Raw genomic sequence first — 15,279 nt, forward strand, 5'->3', positions numbered from 1 at the left:
GCCAGCCAGACGAGAAAGCCCATGATTTCCGCCCTGCCCGCCGACGTGGAACGCGCCCTGACCGCTACGGCGGGCAAGCGATTTTCGCACCTATTCCTCGTGGCGTGCGGCGGCTCGCTCTCGATCATGATGGCAGGCAAATACTTCGTCGACCGTCACAGCGGCACATTCGCCTGCGACATCTACAACGCGGATGAGTTCGTCTGCCGAGATCCGCGACGGTTGGGACCTGACACGCTCGTTGTCCTTTGCTCGCAGACAGGAACCACCACGGAGACCGTGCGGGCGGCCAATCACGCAAAACACCGAGGCGCAACGACAATCGGTATGACGCTCGACCAAACATCGCCCCTCGCGCGGGCGGTCGACCACCCGGTAGCCTACCAGGCATCCTACACGACGGGCAAAGCAATCGATGCGGCCTACAGCAATTACGGCGTGCTCTATATGTTGCTCGCTGGCCTGATCGATGCTCGGGAGGATGCCAAGCTAACCGCCGACCTGCTGATGAGCCTGAGCCATCTTCAGCCGGCCATCGAACGTGCGCACCGGATCTATGCCGACCGGTTTCGGGCCTTTGCACCCCGTTTCGCGCCGCGCAAGGGGATCTACACACTTGCCAGCGGTGCCAGCTATGGCGCGGCCTATTCCTACGCCATCTGCGTGTTGATGGAGATGCAATGGTACGACTCGCAGGCCATACACGCCAACGAGTTTTTCCATGGCCCCTTTGAGGTGGTGGACAAGGATGCCGGCTTCGTCGTGATGTTGGGCTTGGACGAAACGAGGCGCCTCACGGAACGCGCCCGCGACTTCCTTGTCAAGTACGGCAGCCGGGAAAACACCCTGGTGCTCGATGGAGCGGAACTCGACCTCAGCGGTATGTCCAATCGCATCAAACCCTATCTCGTGCCCTTGGTCTTCTTCGACACTCTGTGGCGTTTTGCCTACGAGCTGGCCGGTCTGCGCGGCCGGCCGATGCTCGAGGGCCGGCGCTACATGAAGAAGCTAACGGACTACTAGTTCCGCCGCGCTCTGCAGCGATCTAACAACTCCAGCCCGTCTTCTGCGAAGAAGGATTTCTCTATGACTGCATTCCCAAAGCCGCGCCATGTCGTTGTTATCGGCGCGGGCATCTTCGGCATCTCTTCCGCGTTGCACCTCGCTCGTCTTGGCGTTGATGTAACCATTGTCAACGACGGCGCGCCCGCCAATGGCGCATCCAGCCGTTCACTTTCCTGGCTGAACTCAGCACGACGTGCGGACACTGCCTACCACCGCCTGAGGCTTGCAGGCATCGACCGTTATCGGACCCTGGCCGCCACAAGGCCGGAAACGGCGGCCTGGCTTCGCTTTGACGGCGGCCTCACCTGGGATGCGGATGACGAGGCGAACCAGATCGCGTCCATCTGCCAGCTGGAGCAGGATATCGGGTATGACGCGCTTCTGCTCGGCCCTGCCGAAGTCGGCGCAGTGGCGCCCGGCGTCAACGCCAGCGCCATCACCCCGCAGGGTGCCATCTTCAATCCTGGCGAAGGATGGGTTGACCTGCCCTGCCTGATCGATCTGCTGCTCAATGAGTTCCGCTCCCGCGGCGGCAAACTCGTGCAGAACGCTGGACGCGTGCGGATAGATGCCACAGATGGTCGCGCGCGTGGCGTCGTCACTGCCGACGGTATGCCGTTAAAGGCGGATGCGGTGGTCCTTGCCGTTGGGCCAGCGACGCCCGCCATGCTCGCGACGGTCGGAGTTCATGTCCCCGACGCCACCCCGATTTCACTTCTCTTGAAAACCAAGCCGATCAAGACCGAGCTCCGTGCCGTGCTGAATACGCCCCGCGTGGCGGTGCGCCCGACGCCGGATGGCGCACTTGTTTTGGATTCGGCGTGGTCGGAGGAAGAAGTCATGGTCAACTCCGACGGAACCTACACCGTGCACGACAAGACCGTCAAAGGACTGCTCGAGGAGGCTAGTGCGGTGCTCGAGGGCAATCCGCGGCTCCAACTCGCTACCTATGCAGTTGGCCCGAAGCCGATCCCCGGCGATGGCGAGCCAGTGCTTGGCTCCGTCGAGACCGTTGCCGGGCTTCACGTCGCCTTTAGCCACAGCGGCGCCACGCTTGGATTGATCGTCGGCGAATTGCTTGCCAAAGAAATCGCCTCAGGCAATCCGCATCCCATGCTTGCAACGTTCCGCCCTAATCGTTTCAACTGAAAGGGCAATTGGGCAAGGCCGAACCGTCCAGATGGGCCGCGGGCCTGGGGAATCTTGCCCTTACCGAGAGAGGGGTGACAGGATCGCGTGATCAGGTCGTCGTCTTATGGTCAGATGGCCACTCGCGATCCATTGGAGTGCGCTGACCGCGACAAGTTGCAAGCCTCCGCATCTTCGAAAACCAGATAACCGCGCACGATCAGAAGCCCCGTTCCACCAGAACGAACAACTTCACCTTGTTGAGAGACGCCCGCCTTGCGGTCTGCGAGGGGTCGGCAATGTCCAGGCCTAGTGACTTGACCAAGCATTGACCAAGCGTCAGCATTGCGCCTATTGTTGTGTACAGCGATTGTCGGGCAATCCACACTCAGCTCAACGGCAATGAACACGGCTCGCCGCGAGGGGCCCCGACGTGTACAAGGACAGAAAATGCCCATCACGGTGAAAGTTGGCGAGGCCAAGACGCATCTCTCGGAACTGCTTTCAAGAGTCGAAGCAGGCGAGGAGGTGATTATTTCGCGCGGCAACGATCCCATCGCTAAACTGTCGCGGATTCAACGGCGCAACGATGTCGAAGCCGTGATCGAAGAGATCAGCGCTGCCCGGGCCCGCGCCAAGCCCGTGACGCAGGACGAAATTCGGGCCTGGCGCGATGAAGGGCGCCGCGCTTGATGGCGATCATCGTGTGATGCCTTTCGTTGTCGACCTTTCCATGGCGGCTGCCTGGATTCTTCCTGATGAAGACAGCGAGGCGGCGGCCGCCCTGATGCGACGATTGCCGGGAACAAGGGCGCCTGTCCCTTCTCTGTTCTGGCACGAGGCGCGGAACGTCGTACTGATTGCCGAGCGGTGTGGCCGCATCGCGGCGGGCGAAGCTGCCACCACCATGGCACGGCTGCGCCGATTGCCGCTAGAGGACGCGGGCGGCGGGTCGGACGGCGCGGTGCTGAGCCTAGCGGCTTCGCACGGGCTCAGCGTCTATGACGCCGCCTATCTTGCGCTGGCAATCGAAACCGAGTTGCCCCTGGCCACCCTCGATCGTAAGCTCGCATTTGCCGCGCGCGGCCAGGGAGTCCGAATTCTGGGGCCGCTCGCGAATGGCAACTGACCTCTTCGCTCGACCACCTGCCAATGTTGTTCGACGTGCCAAAGTCTCTCGTTTCCGTGCTGCCCTTGGATCGCCGCAACTTTCTGGCCGAACTTTGACCGACGACGCCCGCGCCCTGGGAACCTGCCCCATCTGGCTAGGAAGGCATTTTGTGCCCAGAGGCGCTTGACCGCCGGTCGGCCCGGAAAACCGGTTAAAATCCTATTTGCGGAAAGAAACGGGCACAAGCGACCTTGGCAGTTCGATAACGCGCCGATATGCGGGCCAAGGGTGGCTGCAATGCTGGGGGGCCAGATGCTGCTGGCATGCCGCCTCATCACTTCGACGAGGCCGGCGTGGTAAAGCCGACCCATTGGACCATCGGCGACAAAGCAGTCGCGTGGCAGACACAAGCCGCGTCGGGACGATCCACACGTATCCAACTGTCGGCGAGCGCAGCATCGAAACGGCCGGCGCCGAAAAGCGGCCGGAACAGAAAGAAGCGCGAGCCGGCCAACGACGCTGAGGCGACCTTGGATCGTGGCCGCGGTGTAGAATCCGAGCCGGGCTTTCTGGAGCCCAAGAACAACCGCTTTCGATGAGAGGCGGCATATCGAGACAATCGGGCCTTCGAGCAACGGTCGCGCGTTTGCGCCTGAGCGCAACAGCCTGATGGTGCTGCGCGGCTACGCCTATCTCAACTGCGGGAACAGACACAAAGACCCCGGTGGTCTACCTTGTGGGAATCAGGTGGAGTGCAGACTTCCCGCCCTTCACGGCCGCCGCCGACAGCTTGCGGTCAAAGCTTGCAAGCTGGCCGCCACGCGCCTTGGCGAGCGCGAGAAGATAGGTGTCGGTGACCTGTGCCGAGGTCAGGATTTTCGCTGCATCTATGTTGCCAGAGCCAACCAGGCTCACATCGTCGGGCCAGAAGCTGTGCCCGTGCAGAGTCCGCAACTTGCTAACGATTTGCGCAACGACGGCGGGCGAGCCGGGACAATTGGGATATCTTTGGTTGCCGACGATGCGCAGGACGCCGTTTTCGGTGATGGGACACGTAGCCCATGCGGCGTTACCGGTCACTTCGAACCAGCCATGCGCGTCGTCATGGGCGACGTGGCCAGGATCGATCAGCGCGACCAGCACATTGACGTCGAGCAGGAACGTCAAGGCAGTTCGTCTCGCAAGGCGTTGACCGTCTCAAGCGTGACAGGAGGTGCGTCCGGCCGAGGCGACAGAAGAGGAATCCCGTTACGCTCGCCGCCGGCTTGAGGCCGGCGCAGCGAGCGCCGTGCGAGATCGGTGATGACCTCGCCGAGGCTGCGATCCTGCTGCTGGGCGATGGCCTTGGCCGCGACCAGGACATCGTCATCGATCGCAAGTGTGGTTCTCATATCGCCCTCCTTGGTGCGCATCAAACATCACGCATCATATAGAATAGCGACGTCGGATACTCAAGCTGTGCGACTTCCGACAGCGGTGCGACTTCGTAGCGTCGTAAGCAGATGAGTTGTCCGGATTCCCTCATACTTTGACTCCCGACAAAGTTGCGCAGGGCCGAAAGGACCGTTATGGCCGCGCTACCTAAGGGACGTGCCTTCCGGAAGCTTATCAGCTCGGGAGACTATCGGCAGAAGCTACGGAGGCTGCAGCAAGGACCGACGCACCCCCTTTGAGATGCGTCGGAGCAAAGGTCTACGCGTGGCGGATTTCGGTTCCCAGCACCTTCAGGCATTCGCGGATGAACGCAGCAAGCGCCGTCCAACCTTTTGCCGAAACCATCGTCCCGTCCACATATGCCTCCGTTGGAGACAGGTCGATATAGGTGCCGCCCGCAAGCGTCACCTCCGGCTCGCATGCCGCCAGTGCGCCGACCTTCTTGCCACGCACGACGCCATCTACCGCGATCAGGATCTGCACGCCGTGGCAGATCGTGAAAATCGGCTTCCTGCTTTCGTGGAAGTGGCGCACCATCGCCTGCACGCGCTTGTCCGTGCGGATGTATTCGGGCCCACGACCGCCAGCGCAGTAAACAGCGTGGTATTGCTCCAGCTGCTTCTCGGCGTCGGAGAAGGTCTTGTTGATCAGTGCATAGTGGCCGAGCTTTTCGGTGTAGGTCTGATCGCCCTCGAAATCGTGCAGCGATGTTTTGATCAGGTCTCCGGCGCTTTTGTCTGGGCACACGACGTGAACGGTGTGGCCCACCGCTTCCATAGCCTGCTGGTAGACGAAGATTTCGTATTCCTCGGTGAATTCACCGGTCAGCATCAGGATCTTTTTGCCTGGCATGGTACTTCCTTTCCTGTGACAACGGGGCCGGGCGAGACCTGTACTCGCCCGGTAAGCTTGAGTTTCTAGAAGGCTGAATCGGGGAAGTAGTCTTCGTTGGCACTGGCCTGCGCGATGATCGTCGATGGCGGGTACGGGAACATCGGGACAGTCTCAGTCGAACGCCAACAACAAACGGTCGCGGGAATGCTCGATATGGCGACGCATCGCCTGCTCGGCAGCAGCAGGATCGGCCGCAGCGAAAGCGGCCAGAATGGCCTCATGCTCGTCAAGCGCCTCCTCGGTGACGCGCGAATGGAACATCAGGCGAAATATGTGGAAGTGGGTATGCTGGTGAGCCAGTGTCTCGCGCACAAGTTCGTTGTTGGCGAATTCCATGACCTTGTCATGGAAGATGGCATCCTGGCGGGCGAAGTTGGAATACCGCAGGCGCTCGTCCTTGCCCTCATGGCGCGCCATGACGCCGGCCGATTTCTGAAGTTGTGCGAGCTTTACCTCATCCATGAGCACCGCTGCCTTGGCTGCACCATGAGGCTCTAGCAGCAGGCGAAGCTCGTAGAGTTCGTCGAACCGCCGTTTCGTGATCTGCGGCGCAGCGCGGTAACCGATCAGATGCGTCTTCAGCACCAGGCCTTCGCCCTCGAGCCGGCCGAGCGCCTCGCGGATCGGTGTGTGGGAGACGTTGAATTCCTTGACCAGGCTGTCGACCGTGATGCGCGAGCCCGGCGCAATCTTCAGCGACATGAGTTGCGCAAAGATCGCTTCGTAGACGTCCTCAACAAGGCTGCTGGAGCGTTGGATACGCCCGCCGCCGAGGTTCGTATCGCCTGCATTGAGTAAGTTAATGGCCTGCATGTTTTGCCTCTTGACACATTGAGTTGGTAACACGATGCTTCGGCCAATGCAATCCTATATCCTATACGATTTTATAGAGGATATCATTTGCCGCGGTTACGAGACGAGACAATGGCGCTAGCGGTGGCCCTGCGGGAGCAGCGTGCCGCGCCCGCAGCCTTTCCAGACATCATCATAGGATGCAGGTCATGAGCCTTTTCGCTGCCATAAGGCTGCCGCGCGAAATCCTCTTCGGGAAGGGTCAACGCCACGTCATTCCGGTTGTCGCGGCCAGGCTCGGGCGTCGCGCGCTCGTCTGCACCGATGAACGTTTTGCCGCAACGGGTTCGTTCGCAGAGATTGTCGCGGCGCTGCGAGCCGCCGCGATAGATGTGCTGGTGCATGACCGAGTACTACCCGACGTTCCCCGAGACACGGTTGCCGTCTGCGTCGAGGAGGCGCGGAAGTTCGTGCCCGACATGGTGATCGGCATTGGCGGCGGCAGTTGTCTCGACATGGCCAAATGCGCCGCGTTGCTCATCAGCCACGGCGGTCAGCTCCAGGATTACTACGGCGAGTTCAAGGTGCCCGGTCCAACGCTGCCGTTGATCGCGGTGCCGACGACAGCCGGAACCGGCTCTGAAGTGACCCCGGTTGCCGTGATCTCGGATCCGGATCGCACACTGAAGGTCGGCATCTCCAGCCCTTATCTGATCGCGGCCGCAGCCATATGCGACCCTGAACTGACGATGACATGCCCGCCGGGATTGACGGCGATCGCAGGCGCCGATGCGCTGACGCATGCAATCGAGGCCTTCACCGCCGCCAGGCGCGGAACCGATCCCGGCCTTCCGCAGAAACATGTCTTTATCGGCAAAACCGCCTTGACCGATCATTTCGCCCTGCTGGCGATCAAGCTGCTTGGCCGAAGCCTTGAAACGGCATACCGCCGGCCCTCTGACGAGGACGCCCGGGCCGACGTGATGATGGGCGCACTTGCAGCCGGCTGCGCGTTCGGAACGGCCGGCACGGCGGCAGCGCACGCCGTACAATACCCGGTCGGCGCGATAACCCACACCGCTCACGGATTGGGTGTCGCCACCATGTTGCCGTATGTCATGAAGTACAACAGAACAGCCGCAGCGACCGAGATGGCCGAGATCGCCATCGCGCTCTGCCTCGATGGAAAAGGCCGGACGCAGGACGAGTTGGCCGACGCGACCATTGGCGAGGTCAGTCGCCTGTTTGGGGCAATCGGGATCACCCCCTCGTTGGCCGAGCTAGGGCTGCCCGCCGACAGGCTCGATTGGACGGCGGAACAAGCGATCGGTATCGAGCGCCTCATCAAGAACAACCCACGGCCATTCGATTTGAGGTCCATGCGACGCCTGGTCCAGGCCGCCTTTGATGGCGACCTCGCCAGCTGCGCGGTGTAAACAATCGGGAATATCGAGATGAACACGTTTTCACAGGTTCTGTCGGATGATCAGGGCGTCAGCGACTTCCACACAATTTCGCACGGGCTCTATATTGACGGCCAATGGCGGCAGTCCGCGGATGGCAAGGTAATTCCGGTTATCGATCCCTCGACGGAAGCCATCATCGCTGCCGTACCCGATGCGACCTTGGAGGACGCGGCCGCCGCCGTTGCCGCCGCTGCCAAGGCAGCCCATGGCTGGCGGACAACGTCGCCGCGAAAGCGCTCCGAGATCCTCCGACGCTGCTTTGAACTGATGACGGAACGATCGGAAGCGCTGGCTACTCTCATCGCATTGGAAAATGGCAAGGCCCTGCGGGATGCCAGAGGCGAGATCGCTTACGCCGCGGAGTTTTTCCGTTGGAATGCCGAGGAGGCTGTTCGCATTACCGGTGAATTCGGTACTGCGCCTTCCGGCACCAACCGCATCGTGGTCGACTACGAACCGATCGGCATCTGCGTCCTGATCACGCCCTGGAATTTTCCTGCCGCAATGGCTACGCGCAAGATCGCGCCGGCACTTGCCGCTGGATGCACGGTGATCCTGAAGCCGGCCAGTGAGACCCCGCTTACCGCCTACGCGCTGGCCGCGCTCTATCAGGACGCAGGCGTTCCACCGGGGGTGGTCAACGTCCTGACAACCTCCAGTCCCGGGTCTTTGACAGCCGCCATGCTGGCCGATCCGCGGGTGCGCAAACTCTCCTTCACCGGTTCGACGGGTGTGGGTCGCGCGCTGCTGGCAGAAGCTGCCAGGCATGTGGTTTCGTGTTCCATGGAGCTCGGAGGCAATGCCCCTTTTATCGTGTTCGACGACGCCGATCTCGAAGCGGCGCTCGATGGCGCAATGGTGGCCAAGATGCGCAACGCCGGCGAGGCCTGCACGGCCGCGAACCGCCTCTACGTGCAATCCGGCATCTACGAAGCCTTCTCGGATGGCCTCGAAAAGCGGATGTCGTCGCTCAAGGTCGGCCCCGGCACTGATCCGGACACGGAATGCGGGCCAATGATTACGAAAAAGGCGGTCGAGAAGATAGACCGCCTTGTCATCGACGCGGTCGCACGCGGCGCGCGGGTCTTGTGCGGCGGCTCAGTCCTGGCCGGACGTGGTTTCTTCTACCCTCCGACAGTGCTTCGCGACGTGCCAGGCGAGGCAAAGATGGCGCATGAGGAAATATTCGGGCCGGTGGCGCCAATCTCCAGCTTCGAAACCGAGGCCGAGGTCATCGCGCGCGCCAATGACACCGAATATGGGCTTGCTGCCTACATCTACACGCGCGATCTGGCGCGCGGGATGCGGGTGGCCTCCCGGATCGAGGCCGGGATGATTGCTCTCAACCGCGGGCTGATGTCCGATCCGGCAGCCCCCTTCGGCGGCGTCAAGCAGAGCGGGCTTGGCCGCGAGGGAGGGCAGCATCACGGCATTGCGGAATTCATGGAGGCGAAATACCTCGCCATCAGCATGTGAGCAGAAGAATGCAAGGCGATCCCTTTCGTATACGCGACCACGTCGCGGATTTTGACGAAATCGTGCAGGACTTCATTGATCGCAGCGAAGCCGCCCGCGCCACTATTGCGATGACCGCTGACGTGGCCTACGGACCGGATCCGACCGAAACCATGGACCTGTTCTTTCCCGCGGGCAAAAGAACGGCCCTGCCAGTGCACGTCTTTGTCCACGGCGGCTACTGGAGAATGTTCTCCAAGCGCGATTATTCATATATGGCGACGACGATTACCCAGGCTGGGGCTATTGCCGTCATCCTTGATTACGCTCTGATGCCCAAGGTCCGAATGGCGACGATCGTCGACCAGGTGCGCCGCGCCAAGCAGTGGGTCCTGGCCAACATCGCCGATCATGGTGGAAACCCGATGGCCCTGACTGTCAGTGGTCATTCGGCAGGAGCACATCTTGCAACGTTTCTGTTCGAGGGAGAGCATACCCCCTCGAATGTGAGGGCAGCCCTTCTGTTGAGCGGGCTCTATGATTTGAAGCCGCTCCAGGATTCCTTTCTCGCCAACGAGATTGGAATCACCGACGAGGAAGTCGCCATGTTCACACCTCTCGCTTATCGGCATGATCCTCAAACCAAGACGGCGGTTCTGGTCGGAGCCAACGAGACGCCACCCTTCCATCAGCAAGCCGATCGATTCAAAGCAAGCTTGCTGCGGCAGGGATCGTTGGTAACGTCGCATGTGCTCTCGAACCGCAACCACATGGACAGTGTCAGAGATCTTGGCGTGCCGGGGACTGAGGCTGCCGATTGCCTGGCAAAACTGATCGCCACGGACTGCTGACTACCCTGCCGAGATGCCGGTCAGCGCAGGTCGACGGCAAGCGGTCCGCACTCGCTCCAGATGAGTTTCGGGGCGAGATCGCGGAACCCTGCGCCACTGCGTCCAGCCGCTTGATATCCACGCCCTAAATGTCGATGCGCTGTCCGCTATCCGGATCGAACAGGTTGACGCTCGCTGGATCCACGGCAAGACATATTGGCTCTTTGCGCCGGCCGGCAAACCTCGGCGGCAGGCGCGCGATGATCGCGTGCTCGCCGACCTGCACCGTCACCATGGTTTCAGGCCCGGTGGGCTCTACCACATCGATCTCTCCCATGATCGAAGCTCGATTGCGCGGAACGGTCCTCAGCTCTTCAGGCCGTATGCCCAGCACCACCGGTCGCTCAGAGTCCACCTGCCGGTTCCGCGTCGGCAACACGATCGATACTCCGCTCGCTTGAAACCGGACACCCTCCGAATCCGGAACCAGTCGTCCGGCAAGGAAGTTCATTGCCGGAGATCCGATGAAACTTGCCACGAACATATTGGCGGGCCGTTCATAGATGGTGCGCGGGTCGTCCAATTGCTGGATGTAGCCGCCTTTCATGACGGCCACCTTGGTGCCCAGCGTCATCGCCTCGATCTGATCATGCGTGACATAGACGATGCTCGTGCCGAGACGCTCGTGCAGGCGCTTGATCTCCGTGCGCATTTCCACGCGAAGCTTGGCATCGAGATTGGACAACGGCTCGTCGAAGAGGAACAGCTCCGGGTCACGCACGATCGCGCGGCCCATCGCAACGCGTTGTCGCTGTCCGCCCGAAAGGTTGGCGGGGCGTCGGTCGAGCAGATGCGAGATTTGCAACATTCGCGCGGCATCTTCCACGGCGCGCTTGCGCTGGTCGGCGCCCACGCCACGCATTTCCAATCCGAAGCCGATATTCCTCGCGACCGACATGGTTGGATAAAGGGCGTAGGATTGGAACACCATCGCGATATTGCGGTCCTTGGGTGCAAGGTCGAGGACCGAGCGTCCCCCGATCAGGATGTCACCGCCGGAGGTGTCGTCGAGGCCGGCAATGATGTTGAGCAAGGTCGACTTGCCGCATCCGGATGGCCCGAGCAGAACCAGAAAGCCTCCGTCCTCGAGCTCGATGTCGACTCCGTGAAGAACCTGTACGGAGCCATAAGACTTGCGCACGTCCCTGATGGAAAGTGTCGCCATGCGACTACTCCTAACCTTTGATGGCGCCTGCGGTCAGCCCCTGGACCATGGTTCGTTGGACGATCGCGAAGAGCACGATGACCGGGATGATGCTGAGAATGCCGCCTGCCGCCAGAACGCCCCAGGGAAGCTGGAACTCTCCGACCATTAGTTGCAAGCCCACGGGCCAGGTGCGGGACCCCTGCCCGGTCGTGAGCATCAGGGCGAACAGGAACTCGTTCCAGGCCGCGATGGCAATGAACACCGAACTTGCGACCAGGCCATTCCGCGCAAGGGGCATGACGATACGGACCATGGCGCCCAGCCTTGTCGAGCCGTCGATGCGTGCCGCGCTCTCGAGTTCCTTAGGTGCGGAATCGAAGAATCCCTTGAGCATCCATACGAACAGCGGCAGCAGGAAGCTTGTATAGGCAAGCGCCAGGCCGAAACGGCTGTCCACGAGCCCCGCACCGCGCATAACGACGTAAAGGGGAATGATCATCATGACTGCCGGGAACATGCGAACGACAAGATAGCCGAGCATGAGCTGATCCCGGCCTCGAAACGCGAAGCGAGAGAATGCATAGGCGGCAAGCGTGCCCGTGACGACGCAGACCGTCACCGTCAGGAAGGTAACGACGAGGCTGTTGCCTATAAGCCGCGGGAAACCTGACTGCCTCCAGATGGCGACATAATTGTCGAAGGTAACGCGGCTCGGGAGGTACTGCATCGCCTGGGTGACAATGTCGGCCTCATATTTGAGGGATGTCAGGAACATCCAGATCATCGGACCGATGCAGAACACCGTCATCCTTGCGAGCACGATGTAGGTGGCGATGTTCGCGATCATGCGCCGGTGACGCCTACTTTCAATCATCGCCCTGTCCTTTGGTAATCCTGGAGATGCGGATGTAGCCGGCCGCGAAGATCATCAGGGTCACGAACATCACCACCGACAGGGCAGATGCGTAGCCGAAATTGAATTCCTTGTAGGCGGTCTGAAAGGCATACAATGACAGCACCTGCGTGGCATCTCCCGGTCCGCCACCAGTGAGAATGAGGAGCAGATCGGGCGAATTGACCAGACCGATGACGCGCAGGATCACCGCCGCCGCGATGACGGTCTTGAGCATGGGCAAAGTGATCAACCTGAGCTGCGCCGCCAGGCCCGCGCCGTCGACCGCCGCTGCCTTATAGAGATCCTCGGGAATACCTTTCAGGCCCGCGAGCAGCAGCAGCGCGAAGAAGGGAAACCCATGCCAGGCCTCGACGAGAATGGTCGCCGCAAGGGCAGTGTTGGGATCAGCAAACCATGCCTTGTAGGACTGCAGGACGCCTATCCGGACAAGAAGATCGTTGATCACTCCGAGCCGCGGATCGAGCAGCAAGGCCCACATATGGCCCGCCACGACGTTGGGCAGGAAATACGGAAGCAGGATGAGCACGGCGAAGATTTTCGTGCCTGGCAAATCCCTATTGAGAGCTGTCGCGGCGAGAAGACCAAGCGACAGTTCCAGCGCGACCGCGGCAGCAACCCACACGACTGTGTTCTTCAATGCGATCCAGAAGACCGGGTCTGACCACATCGCCACATAATGTTTGAAGCCCACCCAGCCATCCAACCCGGGACGCGTCAGACGCATCTCGCGAAAGCTGATGGCCATGCCGTAAAGCGTCGGATAGGCGATCACGAGAAGGATAAGGGCGAGGCTGGGAAGGAGCAGCAAATACATCCAGTATCGGGTCTCGGACAGTTCGCCGAGAGCCCGCAGAGAGAGATATCTGCTCGAGGCTGTTGTCATGAATCTGCGATGCGAAAGCACCGTCCCGTTGCGTTCTGAGCACGGCTGCAGGTGCGGGGATCAGCGGAGCGCCGCCTCCAGGCCCTGAATCATGCGGTCCACCGCCTGTTCCGGCGTCGACTGACCCGTCAGCACCGACTGGAAAGCGGGATTGACGACATTTTCGGACCAGCCCGCGGCGCCGACGAAATTGTTCGGCAGGCGTCCGTAACTTGAGCGTTTCCGTCGCCGCACTATAGATCGGATTGCCGGTGATCCGCTGATCCTGCAGCGCAGCGGCGGAAGCCGGAAAATAGCCGGTCCCCTCGAGCAGGGCCAAGGCAGCGTCTGTTTGGCCCCAGAAACTCACCCATCGCCAGGCAGCCTCGATATTGTCTTCCTTCATGACGCCGTTGCCGGCGTACGCGACGCGAGCGACATGCGCCTTCGGACCGGCCGGCATAGGCGCGGTCGAGAATTGTTCGCCCTGCTTCATCGCACTCGAGATTTCGTTCAGCGAACCGGTATGATGCCACACCATCGCAGTCTGCCCGGTGCGGAAAGCCTCCATGATCTGACGGTAGCTGTCGTGGGGCGCGCTCGGCGGCACGACCTTTTCCTTCAGGAAGAGATCGGAATAGAACGTTATCGCCTCGATCGCGGCGGCCTTGTCGATGGCCGGCTGCCCGTCCTTGACGATCGGCGAGCCGAACGCCTCCATGACATCGATGACATATTTGAAACCGCCGGCGCCGGCGCGCATGCCAAACGCATACCTGCCCTTCGAAGGATTGGTCAGCTTGCGGGATGCCTGCAGGAATTCGTCGAAATTTCGCGGTGGCCCCGCCAGCCCAGCTTCCTCGAAATAGTCTGCGCGGTAGTACATCCAGTCAACGAAGGCGAAGGCGGGAACCGCATAGATTGCGCCATTGCTGGAAAGCCCGGTCCAGCGGTTGTCGGGAAAGTTCGCCTTGCCCGCCCACCCATTCACGCGCTCGGTAAGGTCGATCAATCCCTCCATCGCGGTAAGATCGGCGAAGCGCTCGGCGATCACCATGGCGGTATCGGGACGCCCGCCGGCCAGTACGGCCGATGAAACCTTGGCCATATATTCCGAGTTCGGGATGTTCTCCTGGGTTACCGCCACATCTGCATTCGCCGCCTGAAACAACTCGATGATCTTGAGCAAGCTGGCCATTTCCGACTGACTGGTGAAGTGGTGCCAGTAACTGATGGCACTCGCGGCACGGGCACCACCAATGCGCCCTGCCATTGCGAGAGCCGCCGAACCCACGAGAAACTGCCTCTTGTTCAACTGCATGCGACCTCCTCCAAGATATCAGATCAGCAGACTGATCGATCAGTTGGAGTGTTGGGTAACATCATTCCCAAGCCGTGCAACCGCGCGGGAGAGGCAAATGGCAAACGACGACGTGTCAGACCAGACCAAGGTTCCGCTGCATGGCCGCCTGGAAGTGGGACTGCAGCGTTGCTTCTGCAGCGTCGGCATTCCTGGTGCTGCAAGCCTCAAGGATGTCGAGGTGCTCCTTGAGCGTCCGGATCATGATCGGCGAGGTGAGTTTGCTGTCCAGCCGCAAAAGGCGCAGATAATTGTGCATGCGCCGATAGGTGCTGTCGATCAAGGGATTGCGCAGCGCGCCGATGATTGCGCCATGCAGCTCTCCCTCAAGCGCATCCATCTCCTCCAGTTGCTCCTTTCCCACACCCTCCCGTTCGATGCGCCGGACCAGCCGGGAGTGCCGCATTTCCAAGGCATTCATGATGGCTTCATCGCCCTGCTCGGCAAAGACGCGAATTGCCGAGCGCTCGATGATGGCGCGGAATTGGTAGGTGGCGCGCGTGAGCTCCATTCCAGGTTTTATGAACTGGATTCCAGAGCGTGGATGGATGGTGAGAATTCCTTCCGCCTCGAGCTTGCGCAGAGCGTCACGAAGGGGGGCGACGGGCACGTCAACGATCGCGGACAGTTCGCTCTGCGAAACGAATGCCCCGACCGGAACGCGCCTGTCGAATAAGCGTTCCAGAATTCGTTCATAGGCAACATCGCTCATACGGGTGGCCACCACCAGGGTATGAGAGATGGCTTTTGCTTTGCCCG

16 protein-coding genes are annotated in these 15,279 nt (G+C 60.9%); 7 read left to right on the forward strand and 9 right to left on the reverse strand.

Annotated elements, in window-relative coordinates:
* Window positions 1-21: 21 nt before the first annotated feature.
* From NKH80_RS02205 to NKH80_RS02220, 4 genes are all read left to right on the forward strand, one after another.
* Window positions 22-1,023 carry an SIS domain-containing protein gene (locus NKH80_RS02205; protein ID WP_352823749.1) on the forward strand — a complete coding sequence of 334 codons (1,002 nt, stop codon included), beginning with the start codon at window positions 22-24 and terminating at the stop codon, window positions 1,021-1,023.
* Between the two features lie 63 nt (window positions 1,024-1,086).
* A complete protein-coding gene (locus NKH80_RS02210; RefSeq protein WP_352509061.1) occupies window positions 1,087-2,214 on the forward strand; it encodes an NAD(P)/FAD-dependent oxidoreductase in 1,128 nt (375 codons plus the stop codon).
* A gap of 429 nt (window positions 2,215-2,643) precedes the next feature.
* The gene (locus NKH80_RS02215) at window positions 2,644-2,886 is read left to right on the forward strand and encodes a type II toxin-antitoxin system Phd/YefM family antitoxin (protein ID WP_292653697.1); all 243 of its coding nucleotides are present in this window, start codon (window positions 2,644-2,646) and stop codon (window positions 2,884-2,886) included.
* The gene (locus tag NKH80_RS02220) at window positions 2,867-3,322 is read left to right on the forward strand and encodes a type II toxin-antitoxin system VapC family toxin (protein ID WP_352509059.1); all 456 of its coding nucleotides are present in this window, start codon (window positions 2,867-2,869) and stop codon (window positions 3,320-3,322) included. The genes NKH80_RS02215 and NKH80_RS02220 overlap by 20 nt, the downstream gene beginning before the upstream one ends.
* A 711-nt stretch (window positions 3,323-4,033) precedes the next feature.
* On the opposite strand, the gene NKH80_RS02225 is transcribed toward NKH80_RS02220, so the two are convergent.
* The 4 genes from NKH80_RS02225 to NKH80_RS02240 all read right to left on the reverse strand — a co-directional run bounded on the left by NKH80_RS02225 (window position 4,034) and on the right by NKH80_RS02240 (window position 6,445).
* A complete protein-coding gene (locus tag NKH80_RS02225; RefSeq protein WP_352706342.1) occupies window positions 4,034-4,471 on the reverse strand; it encodes a TA system VapC family ribonuclease toxin in 438 nt (145 codons plus the stop codon).
* Complete coding sequence (locus NKH80_RS02230) at window positions 4,468-4,695, reverse strand: CopG family transcriptional regulator (RefSeq protein ID WP_352479447.1); 228 nt, start codon at window positions 4,693-4,695, stop codon at window positions 4,468-4,470. Before NKH80_RS02230 ends, NKH80_RS02225 begins: the two co-directional genes overlap by 4 nt.
* A 301-nt stretch (window positions 4,696-4,996) precedes the next feature.
* On the reverse strand, window positions 4,997-5,590 hold the full coding sequence (locus NKH80_RS02235) for a DJ-1/PfpI family protein (protein WP_352650719.1): 594 nt from the start codon (window positions 5,588-5,590) through the stop codon (window positions 4,997-4,999).
* Between the two features lie 153 nt (window positions 5,591-5,743).
* The gene (locus NKH80_RS02240) at window positions 5,744-6,445 is read right to left on the reverse strand and encodes a GntR family transcriptional regulator (RefSeq protein WP_352989294.1); all 702 of its coding nucleotides are present in this window, start codon (window positions 6,443-6,445) and stop codon (window positions 5,744-5,746) included.
* Between the two features lie 188 nt (window positions 6,446-6,633).
* Here NKH80_RS02240 and NKH80_RS02245 point away from each other — a divergent pair, with 188 nt between their 5' ends.
* The 3 genes from NKH80_RS02245 to NKH80_RS02255 are packed head-to-tail and all read left to right on the forward strand — an operon-like array spanning window position 6,634 to window position 10,196.
* Window positions 6,634-7,860 (forward strand): iron-containing alcohol dehydrogenase, encoded by a 1,227-nt coding sequence (locus tag NKH80_RS02245; protein ID WP_352989297.1) that lies wholly within the window; start codon window positions 6,634-6,636, stop codon window positions 7,858-7,860.
* A gap of 18 nt (window positions 7,861-7,878) precedes the next feature.
* A complete protein-coding gene (locus tag NKH80_RS02250) occupies window positions 7,879-9,366 on the forward strand; it encodes an NAD-dependent succinate-semialdehyde dehydrogenase (RefSeq protein WP_352509055.1) in 1,488 nt (495 codons plus the stop codon).
* A gap of 8 nt (window positions 9,367-9,374) precedes the next feature.
* Window positions 9,375-10,196 carry an alpha/beta hydrolase gene (locus NKH80_RS02255; protein WP_352989300.1) on the forward strand — a complete coding sequence of 274 codons (822 nt, stop codon included), beginning with the start codon at window positions 9,375-9,377 and terminating at the stop codon, window positions 10,194-10,196.
* A gap of 124 nt (window positions 10,197-10,320) precedes the next feature.
* Here NKH80_RS02255 and NKH80_RS02260 read toward each other — a convergent pair whose 3' ends face one another.
* The 5 genes from NKH80_RS02260 to NKH80_RS02280 form a co-directional block, all read right to left on the reverse strand.
* Window positions 10,321-11,400 carry an ABC transporter ATP-binding protein gene (locus NKH80_RS02260; RefSeq protein ID WP_352989303.1) on the reverse strand — a complete coding sequence of 360 codons (1,080 nt, stop codon included), beginning with the start codon at window positions 11,398-11,400 and terminating at the stop codon, window positions 10,321-10,323.
* 10 nt (window positions 11,401-11,410) lie between these two features.
* Window positions 11,411-12,256: a carbohydrate ABC transporter permease gene (locus NKH80_RS02265; protein WP_352989305.1), complete on the reverse strand. Its 846-nt coding sequence runs from the start codon at window positions 12,254-12,256 to the stop codon at window positions 11,411-11,413.
* The gene (locus tag NKH80_RS02270) at window positions 12,249-12,920 is read right to left on the reverse strand and encodes a carbohydrate ABC transporter permease (protein ID WP_352989308.1); all 672 of its coding nucleotides are present in this window, start codon (window positions 12,918-12,920) and stop codon (window positions 12,249-12,251) included. The genes NKH80_RS02265 and NKH80_RS02270 overlap by 8 nt, the downstream gene beginning before the upstream one ends.
* Window positions 12,853-14,481 carry an ABC transporter substrate-binding protein gene (locus NKH80_RS02275; RefSeq protein ID WP_352989311.1) on the reverse strand — a complete coding sequence of 543 codons (1,629 nt, stop codon included), beginning with the start codon at window positions 14,479-14,481 and terminating at the stop codon, window positions 12,853-12,855. The genes NKH80_RS02270 and NKH80_RS02275 overlap by 68 nt, the downstream gene beginning before the upstream one ends.
* Before the next feature lie 115 nt (window positions 14,482-14,596).
* Window positions 14,597-15,232 (reverse strand): GntR family transcriptional regulator, encoded by a 636-nt coding sequence (locus NKH80_RS02280; RefSeq protein WP_502900897.1) that lies wholly within the window; start codon window positions 15,230-15,232, stop codon window positions 14,597-14,599.
* Window positions 15,233-15,279 lie beyond the last annotated feature (47 nt).

The sequence above is a fragment of the Mesorhizobium sp. M0904 genome (genome assembly GCF_040319475.1).
Classification (GTDB): domain Bacteria; phylum Pseudomonadota; class Alphaproteobacteria; order Rhizobiales; family Rhizobiaceae; genus Mesorhizobium.